The 21,123-nt window shown below is 60.5% G+C and carries 16 protein-coding genes; 10 read left to right on the forward strand and 6 right to left on the reverse strand.

Annotated features, from left to right (window positions below; all coding sequences use genetic code 11):
* Positions 1-43: 43 nt before the first annotated feature.
* The 3 genes from ubiM to QSJ80_RS10075 all read left to right on the forward strand — a co-directional run bounded on the left by ubiM (position 44) and on the right by QSJ80_RS10075 (position 3,519).
* Complete coding sequence (ubiM, locus tag QSJ80_RS10065) at positions 44-1,222, forward strand: 5-demethoxyubiquinol-8 5-hydroxylase UbiM (RefSeq protein ID WP_285764320.1); 1,179 nt, start codon at positions 44-46, stop codon at positions 1,220-1,222.
* Between the two features lie 66 nt (positions 1,223-1,288).
* Positions 1,289-2,179, forward strand: coding sequence for an LOG family protein (locus QSJ80_RS10070; protein ID WP_285764321.1), 891 nt, complete (start codon positions 1,289-1,291; stop codon positions 2,177-2,179).
* Positions 2,170-3,519: an MBL fold metallo-hydrolase gene (locus QSJ80_RS10075; protein WP_285764322.1), complete on the forward strand. Its 1,350-nt coding sequence runs from the start codon at positions 2,170-2,172 to the stop codon at positions 3,517-3,519. Before QSJ80_RS10070 ends, QSJ80_RS10075 begins: the two co-directional genes overlap by 10 nt.
* A 162-nt stretch (positions 3,520-3,681) precedes the next feature.
* Here QSJ80_RS10075 and QSJ80_RS10080 read toward each other — a convergent pair whose 3' ends face one another.
* Complete coding sequence (locus tag QSJ80_RS10080) at positions 3,682-4,551, reverse strand: universal stress protein (protein WP_285764323.1); 870 nt, start codon at positions 4,549-4,551, stop codon at positions 3,682-3,684.
* Between the two features lie 193 nt (positions 4,552-4,744).
* Here QSJ80_RS10080 and hemN point away from each other — a divergent pair, with 193 nt between their 5' ends.
* The 5 genes from hemN (at position 4,745) to QSJ80_RS10105 (ending at position 10,547) form a co-directional block, all read left to right on the forward strand.
* On the forward strand, positions 4,745-6,127 hold the full coding sequence (hemN, locus tag QSJ80_RS10085) for an oxygen-independent coproporphyrinogen III oxidase (RefSeq protein WP_285764324.1): 1,383 nt from the start codon (positions 4,745-4,747) through the stop codon (positions 6,125-6,127).
* A 146-nt stretch (positions 6,128-6,273) separates the two neighbouring features.
* The gene (fnr, locus tag QSJ80_RS10090) at positions 6,274-7,026 is read left to right on the forward strand and encodes a fumarate/nitrate reduction transcriptional regulator Fnr (protein ID WP_285764325.1); all 753 of its coding nucleotides are present in this window, start codon (positions 6,274-6,276) and stop codon (positions 7,024-7,026) included.
* A 123-nt stretch (positions 7,027-7,149) separates the two neighbouring features.
* Complete coding sequence (locus tag QSJ80_RS10095; protein WP_285764326.1) at positions 7,150-7,578, forward strand: Hsp20/alpha crystallin family protein; 429 nt, start codon at positions 7,150-7,152, stop codon at positions 7,576-7,578.
* Between the two features lie 472 nt (positions 7,579-8,050).
* Positions 8,051-9,970, forward strand: a complete 1,920-nt coding sequence (locus tag QSJ80_RS10100) for an NAD-binding protein (RefSeq protein WP_285764327.1) — start codon at positions 8,051-8,053, stop codon at positions 9,968-9,970.
* 136 nt (positions 9,971-10,106) lie between these two features.
* Entirely contained in the window at positions 10,107-10,547 is a 441-nt protein-coding gene (locus QSJ80_RS10105) for a TerB family tellurite resistance protein (protein ID WP_285764328.1), read from the forward strand.
* Between the two features lie 84 nt (positions 10,548-10,631).
* Here the strand turns inward: QSJ80_RS10105 and QSJ80_RS10110 are convergent, their stop codons facing one another.
* The 3 genes from QSJ80_RS10110 to QSJ80_RS10120 all read right to left on the reverse strand — a co-directional run bounded on the left by QSJ80_RS10110 (position 10,632) and on the right by QSJ80_RS10120 (position 14,828).
* Positions 10,632-11,216: a hemerythrin domain-containing protein gene (locus QSJ80_RS10110; RefSeq protein ID WP_285764329.1), complete on the reverse strand. Its 585-nt coding sequence runs from the start codon at positions 11,214-11,216 to the stop codon at positions 10,632-10,634.
* 174 nt (positions 11,217-11,390) lie between these two features.
* Entirely contained in the window at positions 11,391-13,145 is a 1,755-nt protein-coding gene (locus QSJ80_RS10115; protein ID WP_285764330.1) for a bifunctional protein-serine/threonine kinase/phosphatase, read from the reverse strand.
* 207 nt (positions 13,146-13,352) lie between these two features.
* Positions 13,353-14,828, reverse strand: coding sequence for a NarK family nitrate/nitrite MFS transporter (locus QSJ80_RS10120; protein ID WP_285764331.1), 1,476 nt, complete (start codon positions 14,826-14,828; stop codon positions 13,353-13,355).
* 345 nt (positions 14,829-15,173) lie between these two features.
* Between QSJ80_RS10120 and QSJ80_RS10125 the strand changes: the two genes are divergently transcribed.
* Entirely contained in the window at positions 15,174-16,475 is a 1,302-nt protein-coding gene (locus tag QSJ80_RS10125) for an MFS transporter (RefSeq protein ID WP_285764332.1), read from the forward strand.
* A 144-nt stretch (positions 16,476-16,619) separates the two neighbouring features.
* Entirely contained in the window at positions 16,620-17,828 is a 1,209-nt protein-coding gene (locus QSJ80_RS10130; protein ID WP_285764333.1) for an alginate export family protein, read from the forward strand.
* A gap of 79 nt (positions 17,829-17,907) precedes the next feature.
* Here QSJ80_RS10130 and QSJ80_RS10135 read toward each other — a convergent pair whose 3' ends face one another.
* Positions 17,908-20,679, reverse strand: coding sequence for a nitrate reductase (locus QSJ80_RS10135; protein WP_285764334.1), 2,772 nt, complete (start codon positions 20,677-20,679; stop codon positions 17,908-17,910).
* A 32-nt stretch (positions 20,680-20,711) separates the two neighbouring features.
* On the reverse strand, positions 20,712-21,071 hold the full coding sequence (gene nirD / locus QSJ80_RS10140) for a nitrite reductase small subunit NirD (RefSeq protein WP_285764335.1): 360 nt from the start codon (positions 21,069-21,071) through the stop codon (positions 20,712-20,714).
* Positions 21,072-21,123: the final 52 nt, after the last annotated feature.

A 21,123-nucleotide genomic window follows, 5' to 3' on the forward strand; every position in this document is an offset into this window, starting at 1 on the left:
GCGGGGTTTATTTTTATCCGGGGAAAATATTTTGGGGGTAAGCATGTCGCACACTGAAACCGCGACGGACATTGCGATTGTGGGCGCCGGCCCGGCCGGGCTGGCACTGGCCGCGCTGCTGGCCGGCAGCGGCTATCGACTGATGCTGCTGGAGCGGCAGCCTGAGGAAGCGCTGGCTGCGCCGCAGGACGATGGCCGCGAGATAGCGCTGACGCACAAATCCGTGCGCCTGTTGAAGCAGATCGGTGCCTGGTCGTTGCTGCGGGACGATGAGGTGGCGCCGCTGCGCGCGGCGCATGTCACCGATGGCGCCTCGCCTTACTGCCTGGCATTCCCGGGCAGCGAACGCGGCCCGCTCGGTTTTATCGTGCCGAATTACGCCATTCGCCGGGTGCTGTTCGAATGTGTATCGGCGCAGGCGAATGTCACACTGCGGGTGGGTGTCAGCGTCACTGGCCTGGACGGCCGCGGCAGCCTGCGCCAGTTGCAACTCGACAGTGGCGATCTTGTTGAAGCGCCGCTGGTGGTCGCAGCGGACAGTCGTTTTTCCGAGGTGCGGCGCATGGCCGGCATAGGCGCGGATATGCGCGACTTTGGCCGCACCGCGATTGTCGGGCGCGTGCGCACCGAGCGCGATCACGAGGGTATCGCGCGTGAGTGCTTTGGCTACGGCAGTACCCTGGCGCTGTTGCCCCTGGCCGAGCAGACGCTGTCATCCGCGGTGGTTACGGTGCCGTCGAACCGCGCCGAAGCCATCAGTGCCCTGTCCGGAGAAGACTTTGCCCGCCACGTGCTGCGCGAAAGCGATGCCGCACTCGGTGGGGTACGCTGCGAGGACGCGCGTTTCTCCTATCCGCTGGTTGGGGTCTACGCCCGGCAGTTTTACAGCCGGCGTTTTGCGCTGGCGGGCGATGCGGCCGTGGGTATGCACCCGGTGACCGCGCACGGCTTCAACCTGGGCCTTGCCAGTGCGGACAGCCTTGCCGCGGAGCTTCTGAAATTGCGCGGGCTCGCGGATGAAAAGCCGCTGCAGCGTGCGCTGGGGCGTTTCCAGTTCAGGCACCGGCTGGAGTCACTGCCGATCTATGAAGGCACCAATAAGGTGGTGGGCCTGTTTACAGATGAGCGAGCGCCGGCGAAACTGATACGTAAGGCGGTGCTGCGGGTCAGTAACCTGCTGCCACCGATCAGGAAGGCGATTACCTATCAGTTGACGCGCTGACATCCCGGATGCCGATCCGGCTGCCGCGCCAACTCGTGACGGCGCGGGCAGGGCACAGGGAACGGCATGGCCAACAGTGACGAAGATAACTCGGAATATGGCGAAGACAGCCCCGCCAGTGATAAGGGCCCGGGCTCGGTAAGCGCACTGCTCGCCACCGCGGCCGAGGATGTCGCGAATGCGGCTATGGACGGGGTGTGCGATATCAGCACCAACAACGCCTATCGCCTGGCCTACGATGACCTCTGCTTTATGTTGCGCGATGAATCCCGCGCGACCCGGCTGATGCTCGAGTGGATGAAGGTCGACCTGCTGCTGAAGGACAAGGGCGTCGACGCCACCGCGGTATTCTTCGGCAGTGCGCGCGAGCAGTGTGGCACCAGTCCCTCGGGCGAATCCTATTACCAGGCCGCGCGGCAGCTTGCCTATCGCGTGGCCGAACATGGCCAGCAGCACCCGGATGAGCGGGTGACTGTGGTCAGCGGTGGCGGGCCGGGCATCATGGAAGCGGCCAACCGGGGTGCCAGTGAAGCCGGTGCCATCACCGCCGGTTTCAATATCGTGCTGCCGCACGAGCAGAACCCCAATCCCTATATCACCCCGGAGCTCTGTTTCCGCTTCCACTATTTCGCCATGCGCAAGCTGCACTTTATGGTGCGCGCCCGCGCACTGGTCTGCTTCCCCGGCGGCTACGGCACCCTGGATGAGCTGTTCGATGCACTGACCCTGTTGCAGACGCGCAAGACCCGCGCGCTGGTGGTGGTGCTCTACGGCAGTGCTTTCTGGAAGCGGCTGGTGGACTTCGATTTGCTGGTGGAGTCCGGCTATATCAGCCGCAAGGACATCGACTTTTTTCACCTGGTGGATAGCGTGGACGAAGCCATGCACTGCCTCGGCCAGCAGCTCGGCTGGCACACGGTGACCGCGGAGGGTGGAGGAGACGACTCTTGCGCCTGACGTTCCTCGGTGCCACGGATACGGTGACCGGCTCCAGGTACCTGGTGGAGTCCGGCAACACCCGGCTGCTGGTGGACTGCGGCATGTACCAGGGCGTAAAGGTGCTGCGCGAGCGCAACTGGAAAAAAATGCCGGAGCTCGAACGCCTCGATGCGGTGGTACTGACCCACGCTCACCTGGACCACAGCGGCTACTTGCCACGCCTTGCGCGTCTGGGGATCGATTGCCCGGTGTATTGCAGCAGTGGCACTGCGGCGCTGTGTGCGGTATTGCTGCCGGATGCGGCCTACCTGCAGGAAGAGGACGCCCGCTATGCCAACAAGCACGGTTTCAGCCGCCACTCGCCGGCGGAGCCCCTGTACGATCGCGAGGACGCGCAGCGAGTACTCGCCAACCTGCAACCGCTGGCACTACACAGTACGCAGCGTATCGGTGACCTCACCATCCAGTTGAGCCCGGTCGGGCATATCCTTGGCGCCTGTGCGGTGCATATCGATGACGGCAATACGCGCCTGGTGTTCTCCGGTGATGTGGGGCGCCAGCAGGATGAGCTGATGTATCCGCCAGAGCCCCTGCCGCGGGCGGACGCGCTGGTGGTGGAATCCACCTACGGGGACCGGTTGCACGAGCCCTGTGACGTCAGCGCGCTGCTCGAGGAAATTATCCTGATGACCACCGGGCGCGGCGGCAGTGTGTTGATCCCCGCGTTTGCGGTGGGCCGTGCGCAGCTTCTGCTACTGCATCTGGCGCGCCTGAAACAGGCGGGCCGGATTCCTTCGGTGCCGGTCTTCCTGAACAGTCCCATGGCGATCTCTGCCACCGAGATCTACCAGCGCTTTCATCGCGAGTTGCGTATCAGCAGCGCCGACTGTGCCCTGATCGACAAGGCCACCCGCTATGTGCGCAGCGTGGAAGAGTCCATCGCGCTGACACAAAATCCGTATCCGTCGGTGATCATCAGTGCGTCCGGCATGGCCAGTGGCGGACGCGTGCTGCACCATATGAAATCGCTGCTCGGCGATACCCGCAACAGTATGGTGTTTGTGGGTTACCAGGCGGTGGGTACGCGCGGCCAGGCCATTGTGGGCGGTGCGCCGCAGGTGAAGATCCACGGCCAGTATTACCCGGTACGCGCGCAGGTGCATGACCTCGGCGCCCTGTCGGCCCACGGTGACTACGAGGATATCCTCACCTGGCTGGAAAAAACGGGACAGCCACCGCAGCAGGTGTTTGTCACTCACGGTGAGCGGCAGGCGGCGGACGCCATGCGGGTGCAACTCCGCGACCGGCTCGGCTGGAGCGCACGGGTACCGGAGCTGCGGGAGCGTGTGGACTTGTAGCGTTTTGGTTTTCGTTGAATGGGTAGAAGTGCAGGTAATGCTGCAGGGGATATTTTTCAAAACCTTGCGCGCCATGGACGGCGCGCAGGAGCTACAGGGAAGTATTCATGCGTTTTTGAAAAATACCCCCTGTAGCATTGCCGCCCAGAGCATCATAAAAGCCTAGGGCACTACCAGCACATCGGTATTGGCCCTGCCCAGGATGCGCTCGGCAGTGTTGCCAAGCAGCAGGCGCCCGGCGCCTTCGCGCACGCCGCGGCCGACAATCATCAGTTTGGCCTTGTTGCGGTCCACCACCCGGTTGATCTCGCGCGCCGGCTTGCCGGCGAGCAGGTGCATCTGGCTGCTCTCGACGCCGGCCTTGTCCAGCAGCCCCTGGATCACCGGCTCCATGGCCCGCATTTTTTCCGCGTGGTCTTCCGGCTTCGGTGCAATGCCCAGCTCTTCCAGAATCCCTGAGAACGGCAGGCAGGCGGCTACTTCCAGTTGCGAGTCCAGGCGGCTGGCAAAATCGCCACCGGCGGCCAGCACGCGGCCGTTGAGTTGCTGGTGCAGTTCGTTGTCCAGCGCCGGGTCCAGTGCCGCAACCACTTTCTCACGCTTGATCCACGGGGTGTTCACCGCGAGCCATACCGGTACCGGTGCGTGCTCGATCAGGCGCCAGTCGATGGAGCCGAAGCCGCCCTTGCCGTACTGCTTCTGCGCGGTTTTGATGACCAGGTCGTAGGAGTGGGTCGCCATATGTTCCAGCGCCCAGCCGGCAATATCGAAGTACCAGATGGCCTCGGTCTCGGTGTTGTCCGGTAACTGGTACTTGTCCCGCAGGGACTCCATCCAGTGCTCGCGTCCCTGCTTCATTTCCGCAATCAGGTCGGTGGAGACGTCGTACATGTGCGGCGCCGAGACCATGGGCTCGTACACAAAGCTCATCAGGTGCAGCTGCACATTGTTTTTCCCGGCAAAATCCAGCGCGCGCTGCAGGGCAATCTGCTCGTGCTTGGGCTTGTCCAGAATCACCAGAACCTTTTTCATTCTTCTCTCCCGTGTCTGCTATCCGTCGCGCCGCGACGCTGGGGTCTTGTGACTGATCCGTTTCTAACATGTTATTCGGTGTGCTGCCACCGGGGTTGACCTAGATCAAGCACTCTTTTGGCGCCCGGGGATAGGCTTGCGACATTACTATTTACCCTCCTTCTCCCCCGTTTTTACCGGAGAACCCTGCACGATGACCGCAGCCACCCAATGCGAGGCACGGGATCTGACACCCGAGTTGCTCGCGCGCTACAGCGGCCCCTGTCCGCGCTACACGTCTTATCCGACGGCGGATCGCTTCGGCCCGATCGGCGGCCTGCACCCGTGGGATGCGCTGCGCGATGTGAAGACATTGTCGCTGTATGTGCATATCCCGTTCTGCCATTCGCTGTGCTACTTCTGCGCCTGTAACAAGGTGATTACCAACCAGTATGGCCTCGCCTCCAGCTATCTCGACGTTTTGCTGGAGGAGGCGCGCTGGTACAAGGACAAGGTGGCGGATGCACCGGTGATCCAGCTGCACCTGGGGGGCGGCACACCCACGTTCCTGAATGACACCGACCTGCGCCGCATGGTGGAGGGCCTGTCCGGGATCTTTAACCTGACCCCCGGCAAGGACGTGGAGTACAGCATCGAGGCGGATCCGCGCACGCTCAGGATCGAGACCCTGGATACGCTGCGTGAACTGGGCTTCAATCGCCTCAGCAAGGGCATCCAGGACTTCAACCCGCAGGTGCAGAAAGCCATCAACCGCCTTTGCGGTGCCGACCAGGTGGCGGCGCTCACCAGCGCTGCGCGTGACAAGGGCTTCAATTCCATTTCCTATGACCTGATCTACGGCCTGCCGCACCAGACAGTGGCCTCGTTGGAGCGCACCATCGAGCGCGTGATCGAGCTGGCGCCGGACCGCATCGCGCTGTACCACTACGCGCACCTGCCGCACCGTTTCAAGGCGCAGCGCCTGATCGACACCGATGCCACCCCGAGTGCGGCGGACAAGATCGACATGCAGCTGGCCGCGGTGGCGGCGCTGGAAGCGGCCGGGTTCGAGAGCCTCGGCATGGATCACTTTGCGCGCCCGGACGACGAACTGTGCCGCGCCGCGCGTGAGGGCGCGCTGAAGCGCAACTTCCAGGGCTACACGGTGATGCCGGCGGATGCGCTGGTGGGGCTCGGTGCCTCCGCTATCAGCTATACGAGCGATGGTTTCTGGCAGAACCAGCACAAGGTCAAGGAGTATGTGGCGGCGGTCAAGGAGACGGGCTCTGCGGCATTCCGTGGCTGGACCCTGGATGCGGACGACCGCCTGCGCCAGCACATTGTGATGGAGCTGATGTGCCGCATGGCGCTGGACAAGGCCGAGATCTCGGCGATGGTGCGGGCGCCGTTCGACGCCTACTTCGCCCCGGAGCTGGCGCGTCTGGCACCGATGGTGGCCGATGGCCTGGTGCAGGACGACGCCGCCAGCCTGCGCATCACCCCGCGCGGGCGCTGGTTCGCGCGCAATGTGGCATCCGCGTTCGATGCCCACCTACACGCCGGCGAGAACCAGACCAGGTATTCACGCGTCTTGTAAGGCGCTGCGCAAAGGCGGGGCGCAACTTCGCTGGCAGCCTGGACCAATGTCCCGGTTGCTGCGGGAGTATGGAGGCGGGACAACAGCCAAAAGCAGGGTTACAATCGGGTTTTCAAGCTTGAACACCCGTTGAAGACCGATTGCGCATGGATCAAATCAAGTCCCCAGTTCGTTGTGGTAATTGCTCTGTCCGCCGCCTGTGCCTGCCGGCCGGCCTGTCCGATCAGGACGTGGACAAGCTGGAGGCTGTGACCAAGAAGAAACAGATCGTCAAGGCTGGCGAGCGCCTGTATGGCGCCGGCGACAGCTTCAGCAACCTGTTCGCAATCCGCTCCGGCAGCTTCAAGACCGCGGTGATCGCTGCCGATGGCGACACCCAGGTGACCCACTTCGCCCTGCCGGGTGAGATCCTCGGCCTCGACGCCTATTCCGGTCGCACCCACCCGAGTTACGCCGAGGCACTGGAAACCAGCAGCGTGTGCGTACTGCCGTTCGCGCGCCTGGAAGAACTGGCGCAGGCGGTGCCGGCGCTGCAGCAGCAGATCTACGCCATCTTCTCCGAGGAGCTGCAGCAGGAAAACGAGATCCTGATGCTGCTGGGCAAGCGCTCTGCCGACACGCGCCTGGCAGCGATGCTGATCAATATTTCCAGCCGCTACGCGCGCCGCGGTTACTCCTCCACCCGCTTTGTACTGTCGATGCCGCGTACCGATATCGCCAATTACCTGGGCCTCACTGCAGAGACGGTCAGCCGCCTGTTTTCGCGCTTCCAGAAAGAAGGCCTTATTCGTGTGGCCCAGCGCGATGTGGAAATCACGGACCTGATTGGCCTGAGTGAACTGGCCGGCACCCACTGCAGCTTCGATGAAAGCGAACTGGGGCGCAACTCCGTTTCCTGATCGCGAAAAATCGCGCAACATTGTGCCAGTAAGCGCAAATCCTTTTTGACCTGAATCAAGCGGCTTGCCGCTGCCGACCTTATCCTAGGGAATGCCAATTCCACAGCGAAAGGAGACGCAGCCATGAAACTCGTACCCCGAAAATCGTTCTTCGATATGGACCAGCTCTTTCCGGAGTGGTTGCACCACGGACCCTCGTCAGGCCTCATGACCCCGACGACTTTCGCACCCAAGGTGGATATCCTGGAGCAGGATAACCAGTACAGGATCGTGGCCGACCTGCCCGGGGTAAAACGTGAGGATATTCACGTTCACCTGGACAACGGCATCCTCACGCTGGAAGCGAAAGTGGAGCAGGAAGACAGGGAGGAGAAGGAGGGGAAGGTCATCCGCAGTGAGCGCTTTACCGGAAGCTACCTGCGTCGCTTTGATGTCGGCGACGATGTTTCCGATAGCGATATCAAGGCGGAATTCAAGGACGGCGTGCTGACCCTGACAGCGCCGAAGAAGGAGCCCAGTGAGCGTCCGGCCACGAAGATCGAAATCAAGTAACCCAACCTGCAAATGAAGGCGGCCGCATAGTGCGGCCGTTTGATTACCCGGCCCGGCATTGCGGCCGGCAGTATGATTCTCTTCGCTTTTTTTCTGTTTTCTATATTCCGGGGGTGCTCCTCGACTTGTCCGGTGCTGACAGCAGAAGGTTGCGCTGCCACCAATCGGGATGCGTGTCACAGAATGTCCGGTACATACGTTTTTAATTGAACGTAGATTTAGCACGCCCATTTCATTTAAGTGGCTGTAATAAAATGAAATAGAAGCCCCCCCGATAAACGTCCATAATTCCCTTCGAACGCGCTGCATACAAACCAGTAAACCGCCGGCTTTGTCTTTCCCGGGCTCGCTTTCCTCGCCCTCTGTATGCCGGGACCATTTACCACCCTGGGTTATCCCACTGGTTTTCGCATCTAAAGCGTTCGAATTTCTCTATATCCTCCGGTTCTCTGGAATTCCGGGAAAAATTGTAATGAAAATGACACAGGCAATGCGAGGGTTGGCTGACCTGCTTCGAAGAAATGAGTGGGTCCTGGTGTCGGTACTTATTGTGATTTGTTTTGCCATAGGTTGTGTTGGCCACGCCGGGCTGCAACTTTCAGATGGCGCCGAAGGATCCGTGAATTACTGGGACGCGGTTTACAGCACCTTCCAGCTTTTTATATTCGAAGGCCCTGACGTTACGGATGAATGGCCGCTGCAGATGCAGCTGGTCCGTCTTCTCTCCCCGTTTTTGCTGATCTATGCCGCGGTCAAGACGATATGGTTGCATGTGGGTACCCACGTCTCCCTGTTTTTCCTGCGATTTGCGCCGCGCAGGTTCGTCGTGATTTGCGGAATCGGAGAAACCGGGGAGCGGCTGGCCAGAGAGTATCTGCAAAGGTCCCGCAAGGCGGTTGTGCTGGTAGATAGGAAGCCGGAAAACCCAAGAGTCGAGGCGTTATGCCGGGAGGGCGCTATTGCCGTCCGAGGCGACGCGCTGGACTGCGCTGTACTGAACCGGGCACGCGTTTATGATGCGCGGGAGATCTTTCTCTTTACTGGCGATGAGCAGTCCAATATTGCGATTGCAAAAATCGTGCACCGCCTGGTACGGCCAAAAACAGGATCCAGGCCGCATAGTGGGCTGAATGCGGTAGGGCGGAATATCTGGAAACGTTTTAAGAAAAATGACCGGGGCTGGCTTTGCTGTTACATGGAGGTCGACTCTCCGGATATATATGAGCTTTTCGAATCGCATCCGTTTTTTGGGTTGATAACCGAAACCTTCCGGGTCAAGATTTTTAACCGGGATGAAAGCGTTGCCAGGAACATTTTTTCGGAGTGTGCACCGGATTTATATTACCTGCCGAAATCGGCTGAAGACAGGGGCATGAACGTGTTGTTCCTGGGGTTCAGTCCGCTGGTCCGACAAATGATCATCCAGCTGGCGCTTACCGCGCATTATCCCGATCTGAGGATACCGAAAGCCCGCGTGATTTGCTGTGACGCTTTCCGTGAAGAAATCGAAAAGTTTCAGCGTCGCTTCCCGAATCTCGATGATGTAATCGAGCTGTCATTCACTTTCAGGAATCCCTTAACGATAAAGCCGCAGGAGTGGTTCGATATACAGGCCCATGAGCAGTTTGCGGTCTGTTACTGCTCTTTGACGCATGATGTGGACAGCATACTGGCAGTCCGGCGCATAAATCGTATTCAGGTTGTCAATAAAATAGAAAAGCTGAATTTTGTCATTTGCCTAAACCAGCAGACCTGGATCGCGGATGTTGTTGACGATGTGTTTGTGGAAGTAACGCGAAACAAGGGAGACTTGTCCGAGGCAGAGCCAATAGAGTATTTCGAGACGCTGGACAGGACCATCACTCAGGATGTCATTGTGAATGACTCTCTTGATGCCGTCGCGCGGGTTATTCATGAGGAATATCTTGGCGCGGATTTTCCGGGGAGTGATGCAGAGCTAAAAAATGCTTCTGGCACAGCATGGGAGGACCTGCCGCGGCACAAGCGCGTGGCGAATCAGCGAGCTGCGGATCACCTTGACGTGAAGTTAAGGATAATTGGTTGCGCAAGATCGGCCGCAGTAAACGATTACGGCTCGTTTGTAATGACCGATGAAGAGATCGATGTATTGGCAAAAGTAGAGCACCAGCGCTGGATGGCGGACAAATACCTGTCGGGTTATGTGTGCGGGGAATTGAGGGATGAGGTTCGGATGAGTCATCCGGATCTCAAGTCCTGGGATATGCTGTCCGAGGCTGATCGGGAAAAAGATCGGCAGAACGTGCGCCTGATTCCCCATCTACTGAAGATGCTGGGCCAGGTCGCAGAGAGATCCGGTTATGTTGGCGAACCTTCGCCAAATGTCGAACTACAGGTGCAGGGTGCACACTAGATCTGTAGCAATTGGGATATCGGAGGGCGCGCTCTGTGCTGGACCCCGCGAGTCTGCAAGAGTGGTGTGCTACCCGGTTTCGTAGATGAAATGTTGTTCAAGCCGAGGTTTTACCAGCAATACGGAGATTGCAAAGATGGGTATTATCAATGTAGAGAGTTTCAAGGCCCTGTTTAATACAGAGGTAACTGCCGAGCAAAAGCGCGAAGCATTCAGGGATATTCTGCTCCTGGTGCTCGCCAGGGGGTCACGGGTTGATCTGCATACGCATGACGCAGAGATCAAGGTGACGCAAAAAGTTTTCCTGGAGTATATGGATGAGGAAGTCACGGCCGGTGAGATTCGTGTGGCAGCTTCATCCGAACTGTATGAGAAGTCTTCTATCAACAAGCATGTCGCGCGTGCCGCAAAAAAGCTGGATTATTCTGACCGGATCCTGGTGATCAATGCATTGAGGGATGTGCTTCGGGCGGACGGGCATGTTCGCAAGTCCGAAACCGATTTCTTCGATGAAATGGCGACCGTCATGCAGTTGAGACCGTCAGATATTGCAGGGATACCAGCTCCGGCCCAGTAGAATTGGAGGTACCAATGCGGCTGCCGGACAAGTTGCGGGAACGGCCGTGGTTCGCGACCGTTCCATTGCCCACGCAATAGTTGCTCAACTGGCGTTCAGCATTGGCTCGCGCAGCTGCTTCGCAGACTCCACCACATACTGGTAGAGGACGTCATATTGCTGGCGGATGCTGGCGCTGAACAGCGGGTCCGCTTTGGCGTCGATGCTCCTGCGCACTTCGCGCCAGTCATCTTCGCTCATCAGCTTTTCCATCATCGGAAACAGCTTGCGGTTCTCCAGCTTTATATGCTGGCGCTGCATGGCCACATACTCGCGCGCGCTACCGAGCAGGTTGTTGCGCTCCACAGCGCAATCGTTGGCGATGGCGTAGAACAGCGTGGCCATGTGCCGGGTAGCGTCGGCGAGCCCGTTGTGCTCGCTGTGGATCTCATCCAGCAGCGCCTGGTCGCATTCCGGCTTGGCCCGCAGTTTTTCCATCACCTTCTCCTCGATCGGATGGTGCCACTTGTCCGGGTACACCGAGATGTAGTCGATGCTGTCGAGGATCATGCTCAGGGTGGCCGGGTCGCGTTCCGATCGCGCCAGGTCGTCGAGCAGGCTTTCCAGTGCCGTCATCAACCGGGTCAGGTTGCGGTGGTCCAGGCAGAGTTGTTCGTAGAGGGTGTCCATGGCGTGCCTCCTGCACAGGATATTCGATTCATTGTCACAGGGGCGGGATGCCGTGGTTTGATCTGGATCAATTTCGCTGTTGCCTGCGGCAGGGTCGGGTTATCTGCGGCGCAACGATATTGCGCGCCCGTACGAGTCAGGCGCGGGTTGCCTTAGCCCGGTGAGGCTGGCGTGTCAGTTGCCCGATGAAAACAGTGCGATCACCGCCAGCAGGGTGACGATCCAGATGCCGGACAGGATCTTCCAGAACAGGTGGGCGTCGCGCTTGTCGGTGGGGTCGTCGCGCAGGTAGTCCGGGTTGGGGTTGCCCAGGTCCGTGATGAACGCCTGCAGAGTATGGTAGCGCTGTTCCAGGTCGATACTGCAGCCGCGCTCCAGGGTGCGGTCAAACCAGATGGGCACCACCGGGTTGAACTGCGTGGCGGAGCGGTAGCGCAGCTGTTCGTAATCGGCATTCGAGCGACAGTCGTTGATGCCCTCGCCATAGGGGAGCTCGCCGGTGAACATCTCGTAGGCGATGGTCGCCAGTGCATAGATATCGCCCTGGATGCCGGTATTGCGGCCGAGGATATAGTTCGGGTCCGAATAGGACGCGGTGCCCAGCGCACCCGGGTGCTCAAGCGGACGGAACACTTCGGCACTGCCGGCCACGTAGACCGAGCCGAAGTCGATGATTTTCACCTTGCCCTGTCGATCGACCATGATGTTGGCGGGCTTCAGGTCCTGGTGGATAGTTTCCTGGTCGTGGAAGGCCTTGAGGCCCGCCGCCACGTCTTTGAGGATGCGGTAGGCCTGCGCGGGTTTGGGGAAACGGTTGTTGCCGATCCAGGCTTCCAGCGTGTGCCCCTCTACATATTCCATCAGGTAATAGAGTGCGGTCCGCGGGCGCTGCTGCCGGTGCAGGCCGACCACATAGGGGCTCTGGATGCGCAGGCCAATCCACTCTTCCTGGATAAAGCGATCGATATAGTGGACATCGTCCTCATAATTGACCGAGGGCGTTTTCATCACCAGCGTTTCGCCGGACTCGGTATCATTCACCAGGTACAGCTGGCTGCGCTGCGAGGAGAAAAGTTCGCGCTCTACCCGGTAACCGTCCAGGATCATGCCGGGCTCCAGTGCCGGCGGGAACGGTAGCCGGGTCAGCTGGCGACTGTAATCGTCGAGCGTGGTCTGCGGCAGGTTGCAGACCCGTACCACCAGTGCGGACAGGTTATCGTCGCTGCAGTTTTCCTCTGCTGCGCGTACCAGGGTTTCCGCTTTCTGTTGTTCGTCCAGGGCGGCATCGTTGAGTACAGACAGCAGGTATTGCTCGTCGACCCAGTCGTGCACCCCGTCGCTGGTGATCAGCAGCTGGTCGCCCTGTTCCAGCCCCAGCTGGCCGTAGTCCACCTGCAGCCCGGTATCCATGCCGAGCGCGCGTGACAGCATCTGCTGGCGATGCGACAGGGTGATGCTGTGGTCGCGGGTCAGGCACTTGAGCTGGTTGTCACGCAGGTGGTAGATGCGGCTGTCGCCGATATGGAAATAGTGCGCGGTGCGGGACTTGAATACCACTGCGGAGAAGGTACACAGGAAGCCTTTCTCTTCCTGCGGGTAGTCGTGGCTGCGCCGGTACAGTTTGCTGTTGATGGAGGCCAGGATTTTCTGCCCGGCATGCGCGGCGGACCAGGTATCCGGCGCCTTGTAGTAATCGCGCACGAACTGCTCGGTGGCCATGCTGCTGGCGAGCGCGCCGGCCTCGGCGGAGCTGACCCCGTCCGCCACTGCCGCCACGGCACCCAGGTTCTGTTGCAGGTGGGCGCTGTCCGGCCAGTGGAAGATGGCCGCGTCCTCGTTCTGCGGCTTGATGCCGGCGGTGGTGCACAGGCCGTGGGACAGCAACAGCGCCTGGGGCTTTGCGGCGGAGATTGTTGGGCTGTCCGTCATTTTACCTTCCTGGTGTTGTGTGGCCGAGCTATACGGGAGGTCTTTCGAAACCGTCGCGCACATGGTGGTCCGACATTTCGGCGTGCGCGCCGGAGCTACAGGGATGTATTTATGCGTTTTCGAAAGACCTCTCGTATAGCTTGCCTAGGATCTGTGGGGGCAAACGGGAAAACGGCCCGCAGGCCGTTCCCCGATTATAGTCCCGGATTATTCCACGCTGATCAGCTGCACAGTACCGTCCGGCAGCACTTCCGCCATATTGCCCTTGGGTTCATCCAGGAAGGCGCAGGCAAAGAAGATGACCGCGGCCGCACCGGCGATGACCATGAAGAACTGGCTGTAGCTGACGTAGGACAGCACGGTCAGGAAGGTTACCGCACCCACGTTGCCGTAGGCTCCGGCCATACCCGCGATCTGCCCGGTCATGCGACGCTTGACCAGCGGCACTATGGCGAACACCGCACCTTCACCCGCCTGCACGAAGAAAGAGCAGCACATGGTGGCCAGTACCGCTGCCGGAATCCACCAGCCGCTGTTGATCTGGCTCAGCACCATGTAGCCGACGGCGAGGCCGCCCACCAGGAACATCAGGCTGCGACGACGGCCCAGCTTGTCAGAGAAGTAGCCACCGGTCGGGCGCGCCACCAGGTTCATGAAGGCGAAGCCAGAGGCCAGCAGGCCAGCCTGTACCGCGCTCAGGCCCTCGAAAGTCTCGAGGAAGAACAGCGGCAGCATGGAGACCACGGCCAACTCAGAGCCGAAGGTTACGAAGTAGGCCACGTCCAGGATGGCAACCTGCTTGAACTTGTACTTCTCAAGCTCCGGTACGCCTTGTTCCAGGTGCTCCTTGTTCACACGCCAGATCATCTTGGTCTGCACGGCGAACAGTACCACCAGCAGGCCCCACATGATGTAGGTGGCGCTCTGGCTCAGCAGTGAAACGCCGGCCGGGGACAGTTTGTAGGCCAGGGCTGCCAGTGCCAGGTACATGGGTACGTTCATGGCCAGGTAGAAGTAGAGATCGCGCTTGCTGGTCACTTCCAAGCCACCGGTTTTCTTCGGCTTGAAGTAGGTGGAGCCTTTCGGGGTGTTGCGCGCAACACGGTAGTAGACCAGGCCGTAGAGGCCGGCAATGACACCGGTCAGGCCCAGCGCGTAGCGCCAGCCGTCGTCGCCGCCGAACAGCAGTGCGAGGGTCGGCAGGGTCATGGCGCCTGCCGCGGAACCGAAGTTACCCCAGCCGCCATAGATGCCTTCCGCGAGACCAACCTGTTTGGCCGGGAACCACTCGCCCACCATGCGGATGCCGATCACGAAGCCCGCACCGACGAAGCCCAGCAGGAAGCGGAACAGCGCCAGGGATTCATAGCTGTCCGCAGTGGCGAAACCGATACAGATCAGCGATGAGATCATCAGCAGGCCGCTGTAAACCAGCCTGGGCCCCAGCTTGTCCACCAACATACCGATGATGATGCGCGCCGGGATCGTGAGGGCAACGTTGAGGATCAGCAGTGCCTTGACCTGCTGGCTCGTGAGGTCGAAAGCTTCCTTGATGAAAACCATCAGTGGCGCGTGTGAAAACCACACCACGAAGCTCAGGAAAAACGCGAACCAGGTGACGTGTAGCGTTTTTATTTTGGGGTCGCCCCAATTGAATAAATTGAGGCCGCTGGATTGACTCATGGTTATATCTCCGGCTTGGCTGTTACTTATTGAATGAAAAGTAAAAGGAAAAATTGGTTGTTTCCGATGGTATGGATGCAGCCGCTCATGGAAAGCGGACAAAGGGGGTAGTTGGGGTCACAAAGGCCGCAGAAAACCTGGGGATTACTCCCTAATGGCTAGGCGAAGTGGGGCCGCTCCGCAGGCAAATTGCGACTTGCTACCCCCAAAGTGGTAGTGGCCGGTTTTTCCTGTTGGGTGAAAAATTCTTTGGAGGTAAGTCGCTTGCTACACACCAGCGGGGGCAATCGCGCGCGCAAAAGTAACGTAGAATCGGCAGGAAACGAATACGCTTTGGAGCCTGCGATGCAATACACCCAGCAACTTGCCGGGCGGGTCCTTATTTTTGCCACGGCCATGTTCGCCGCCAACTTTTCCGTGTGGACCCTTTACGCAGTCCTGGGGGTGGAAATACGGGGCCAGCTGGACCTGTCCGCCACGGAATTCGGCATACTGTTGTCGGCGCCCATCCTCAGTGGGGCGCTGCTGCGCTTTCCGGCGGGCCTGCTGGTGGAGCACTTCTCGGCAAAGAAACTGATCCTGCTGCAGATGGTGCTGCTGCTGCCGGTATTGCTGTTACTACCGCGGATCGAAAGTTACCTGGGGCACCTGTTTGCCGGTTTGTGGCTGGGAATTTCCGGTGTGTCCTTCGTGCTGGGCATCCGCTATATCAGCCCCTGGTTCGAGCGTCGTCGCCAGGGCACCGCCATGGGCATCTTTGGTGCGGGCAATGCCGGTGCGGCCATTACCCTGGCGCTGGCGCCCGCGATCGAGAACTGGTTCGGGCGCGAGTGGATCGGGCCGGCCTACGGCGCCGGCATGCTGCTGATGATCCTGTTGTTCGCCCTGTTTGCGCCGGAGGAGACCCGCTATATGCAGAGCCGGCGCAGCAACAGTATTGGCAATGACCTGAACCCGCTGCGCGAGATCCGCGTATGGCGCTACGGGCTTTATTACTACTTTGTGTTTGGCAGCTTCCTGGCGTTGCTGCTGTGGCTGCCGCAGTACTACATCTCCGCCTACGGGACCAGTACCGCCAAGGCGATGGCCCTGACCCTGCTGTTTGTGGCCCTGTCCAGTTCGGTGCGCGCACTGGGGGGCTGGTTCGCGGACCGTTTTGGTGCACGCACGGTCAACTGGAGCGTGTTCTGGACCTGCCTGGTGTGCCTGTTTTTCCTCAGTTACCCACCCACCAGCATGACCATCCACGGGGTAGAGCGCGATGTGCAGCTCAATATCGAAGTGGGCATCGAGCTGTTTACGCTGTTGTTGCTGGTGATCGGTATTGCCCAAGGCTTCGGGCGCGCCTCTGTGTACAAGGCGCTACATGACAATTACCCCGCGCATATGGGCAGCGTCGGCGGCACGGTGGCTACCATCGGCGCGCTCGGCGGCTTCACACTGCCTGTCATGTTTGGTATTGCGCAGGATTTAGTGGGTATACACAGCGCGGCCTTTATGCTGCTCTACGGGGTGCTCGCGTTCTGCATGCTGGTGATGTACCTGGCCATACAGCGCGAGCGATACCAGCAGCGGCTGCAGTTTGCGCAGCAGCACAACTTCCTGCGCGACCAGCAGGAGGATATCGAACCCTTTCCGGGTGGGTAAGTCACACTACCAACTTGGTATTACGCTTGCATGAGAGTGGGTGGTAGGAAAATTCAGCCGATGGAAAAACGGCTGATTCCGCCGGCAAAAAAAGCGTTGTAATTTGTCGCCATCCCAACTCAATCACTCGCAGAGGACAAGCGAATGACCACTCAAAACCTTCCGAAAATCCTTGGCGCCCTCCTGCTCGGTGCCTGCAGCACTACCGCACTCCAGGCCGCAGCGGCCGATACCGACCAGGCAACGTTTGCCGACGCGCTCAAGTCCGGCAAGGTTGCAGTGAGCCTGCGCTATCGCCTCGAGAGCGTGGACCAGGACAACCTGGATGATACGGCCCTGGCTTCCACCCTGAAGAGCCGCATCAACTGGACCAGCGGCACTTATCGCGGCTTTGGTGCATTTATCGAGATGGACGATGTCACCGCGGTTGGTGACGACGATTACAACTCCACCGTGAACGGCAATGTGGAATACCCGGTGGTAGCGGATCCGGAAGGTACCGAGGTCAACCAGGCCTATATCCAGTACCGCGGCGACAACTCCGTGGTGACTGCAGGCCGCCAGCGTATCAACCTGGACGGCCAGCGCTTCGTCGGTGGTGTGGGCTGGCGCCAGAACGAGCAGACCTATGACGGTTACCGCTACCAGTACGGTGCGGCCAAGGGCCTGCAGCTGGATTACAGCTACGTGTACAACGTCAACCGTATATTCGGCGAAGACAGCGGCAAGTCCGATCTCGAGGGCGATATCCAGCTGTTCCACGCCACTTACCCGGTAGCCGAGGGGCACAAGGTTAGCGGCTTCCTGTACGAGCTGGACCTGGACAACGCGGTGAACGCTTCCAGCCGCACCATCGGTGTGGATTACAAGGGGGCGTTTGGCCCGGTCAAGGCACACCTGAGCTATGCCAACCAGACCGAAACCGGTGACAGTGCGCTCGACTACAGCGTGCCTTACTACCTGGCAGAAGTGGGCAGCGCCATCGGCCCGGTAAATGCAAAACTGGGTTACGAGGTACTGGGCGCGGACAACGGCACCGGCTTCGCAACCCCGCTGGCAACCCTGCACAAGTACCAGGGCTTTACCGACAAGTTCCTGGCCACCCCGGGTGACGGTGTCGAGGACCTGTATGTGGGTGGCAGCATGAAAGTGGGCGGCGGCAAGCTGGGTGTGACCTACCACACTTTCACTGCCAGTGAGTCTTCTGCGGACTACGGCAGCGAGATCGATATCAGCTACGGTCGCAAGCTTACCGATGGCCTGACCGGCGTGATCAAGTACGCCAGCTACAGCGCGGATGATTACAGCGTGGACACCGACAAGGTGTGGCTGATGCTGACCGCGAGCTTCTGATCAAGCTGACAACAATTCCGGTCAAAACAATAACAAGAATGGTTGCCCCGGTTTTACCGGGGCTTTTTTTGTGTTGAATTTATTCCTGCAGGGCCGGAATCAGCTCAGGCTGCGTTGCCATGATTAGCTCCGTGAGTTCCGGCTTGCACGAACCGCAACCGGTGCCGCAGCGCAGTGATTCACCCAGCGCTTCCACAGTGTCGCAGCCATTGCCGATGGCCTCGCGCACGGCGCGTTCGCCCACCTGCAGGCAGCTGCACAGGATGCGCCCCGGATCGGCCGGTGCCACCAGCCAGGCCCCGGTGTGACCCGGCAGGTCCGCACTGAAACGTTGTTCCAGTGTTCGCCGGTCCGGCAGCTGCGCGCGCTCGGCGTGTTCGAACAGCTGCAGTTGTAGTGCATGATCACTGGCAACCAGGCGCTGGCCCCGCACCGCGTGCATCGCGCGCCAGTGCCAGTCAAACGCCTGTGGCAGCACCGTGCCAAGCAGTGCTTTCCAGTCCACCCCGCCCGACAGCGCCAGCTCCAGGCGCATGCCCGCATCAAACTGCACCCGGTACCAGTGTTGCAGCACACCGCGTTTGCCAAGCGCGCTAATGATCGCGCCGGCATAGGCATGCGGCAGCAACAGCGTGGCCCAGCGCTGCACCGCAACGGCTTGAAGAGATACGGCAGTCTGCTTGAACTGCGGCTGGCCGGAGATCGGGTCCAGCAGGGCCGGCACCAGCGCATCGACGCGGCCCGCCAGGCAGTTACTGTCGCTCCAGTGAATGGGGGCAAACAGGTGACCGGGTTGCAGCCCGGTATCGGTGCGCGCAAAACCTAGGAACATGCCCTCGGCGTTGCCAAGGCGCAGCAGCTGGCCGTCACTGATAGCGAGGCGCTGCATATCGCCAGGGTGCATATGGATCTCGGCGGCTTCCTGGTGGTCCTGCAGGCGCCGCGCCTGTCCGGTGCGGGTCATGGTATGCCACTGGTCGCGGCTGCGGCCGGTATTCAGGAGAAAGCCAGCGCTTTGCTGTAGTGTGCTGGGCTGGGCTGTGTCGGGCTGTGGTGCGCTGGCCTGTACCGGCACAAAGCGGGCGCGGCCGGATTCAGTGTAGAAGTGGCCGTCGTCGTAGAGGCGCTTGCGCCCACCCGGGTATTTTTCTGTGACCGGCCACTGCAGTGGCCCCAGCTGGTCGTACTCGCGCGCGCTGAGGCGCGCCAGTGCGGAAATATCAAAAGCGCGCTCGCCGTGGTTTTCAAAACCGGACAGCGCGGCGTGCTCGACAAAGATATCGCGCGGCGACTGGTAATCGAACGCCTCACCGTAGCCGAGCCGTTGCGCCAGGTCGCAGACAATCTGCCAGTCGTGACGCGCGTCCCCGGGCGCGGGCAGAAAGCCGCGCTGCCTCGAGATGCGTCGCTCGGAATTGGTCACGGTGCCGTCTTTCTCGCTCCAGCCGGTGGCCGGCAGGGCGATGTCGGCCAGCTGCAGGGTATCGCTTTCCGCGGAGCAGTCGGACACCACCAGCAGTTCACATTTCTGCAGCGCGCGGCGGATGCGATCGGATTGCGGCAGGCTTACCGCCGGGTTGGTGGCCATGACCCACAGGGCCTTGATCTGGCCGCGCTCGACCGCCTCGAACAGTTCCACGGCCTTGAGCCCCGGTGCAGGCGCAACGTTCGGTTGGGTGTTCGGCGTGCGCCAGAATTTTTCCAGCAGGGCGATATGCGCGCTGTTGAACTCCATATGCGCGGCCAGCTGGTTGGCGAGCCCGCCCACCTCCCGCCCGCCCATGGCATTGGGTTGCCCGGTAATGGAAAACGGCGCGGCGCCGGGCTTGCCGATACGCCCGGTGGCCAGGTGACAGTTGATAATGGCATTGTTGCCGTCGGTGCCGCGTACCGACTGGTTGACGCCCTGGGAGTAGAAACTCACGGTCTGCGGGTGTGCGGCAAACCACTGGTAAAAACGCAGGAGATCTGCCGGGTCCAGGCCACACTCGCGTGCGGTCTGCTCGGGCGTCATGGCTTGCGCCGCGGCCAGTGCCGCAGCGGCGTGCTCGGTGTGCGCCCCGATAAATGCAGCATCGGTATGGCCGTGGCTGTGCAGGTAGTGCAACAGGCCGTTGAACAGCAGCGCGTCGGTGCCGGGCTTCAGCGCCAAGTGCAGGTCCGCCAGCTGGCAGGTGGCATTGCGGCGCGGATCGATCACCACGATTTTCTTGCCGGGGTCGGCGGCCCTGGCGGCCTGCATGCGCTGGAACAGGATGGGGTGGGTCCAGGCGGCATTGGAGCCGACCAGCACAAGCAATCTTGCCTCTTCCAGGTCTGCATAACAGCCGGGTACGGTGTCCGCGCCAAACGCGCGCTTGTGTGCAGCGACTGCCGATGACATGCACAGGCGCGAGTTGGTATCGACGTTGGCGCTGCCAATAAAGCCTTTCATCAGCTTGTTGGCCACGTAATAGTCTTCGGTCAGCAGCTGGCCCGACAGGTAAAACGCCACTGAGTCCGGGCCGTGACGCGCAATCGCCTCGCGGAAACCGTGCGCCACCGCATCCATGGCCGTATCCCAGTCGCAGTCCACGCCGTGCAGGCGCGGGCGCAGCAGGCGACCCTGTGTTACCAGGGTCTCGGCCAGGGCGCTGCCCTTGACGCAGAGGTTGCCGCGGTTGGCGGGATGGATGCTGTCGCCGCTGACGCTGACATCGATACGGGGTTCAGATACCTGGGCGGCCTGCGCCGACGGTGTTGCGCTGGCGGCGACTGTGCTGGTGGCGACCACACCGCAACCTACCCCGCAGTACGGGCAGGTGGTGGCGCAACGCCGTGCAGAAAAAACTTCGGTAACGCCGACGGACACCCTGAGAACTACCTTTCTGACAGACCAATGATTCAGGCCACGCCGCAGGGCAGGGCCAGGCGGATATGTGCACCATCGATCACCACCGGGTAGACGCCGACGCAGTGTTCCGGTGCATCCAGGCAGATACCGGTTTCCACGCTGTAGCGCTGCTTGTACAGCGGTGACACCACGTAAAGCTCCCCTTCGTGCTCCGCCAATAGTCCGCGCGCGAGAATGCTGGCGCGTGCAATCGGGTCCCAGTTGTCCATGGCGTAGAGGGTGCCGCTGGGCCCGTGCTGGTAAATGGCAATCTGGCGCCCTTCCAGCAGCACACAGATGCCGGAATTCTCCACCAGGTCATCGGTGCGGCAGGCGGTTACCCAACTGTAATCGGTTGCGATATTTTCCATTTGCTGGCCTTCCCGTTCAGGGTTTGCGTGTCTGGTTCTGTGTATGGCTATG

It is taken from the genome of Biformimicrobium ophioploci (genome assembly GCF_030270605.1).
Taxonomy (GTDB): Bacteria; Pseudomonadota; Gammaproteobacteria; order Pseudomonadales; family Cellvibrionaceae; genus Biformimicrobium; species Biformimicrobium ophioploci.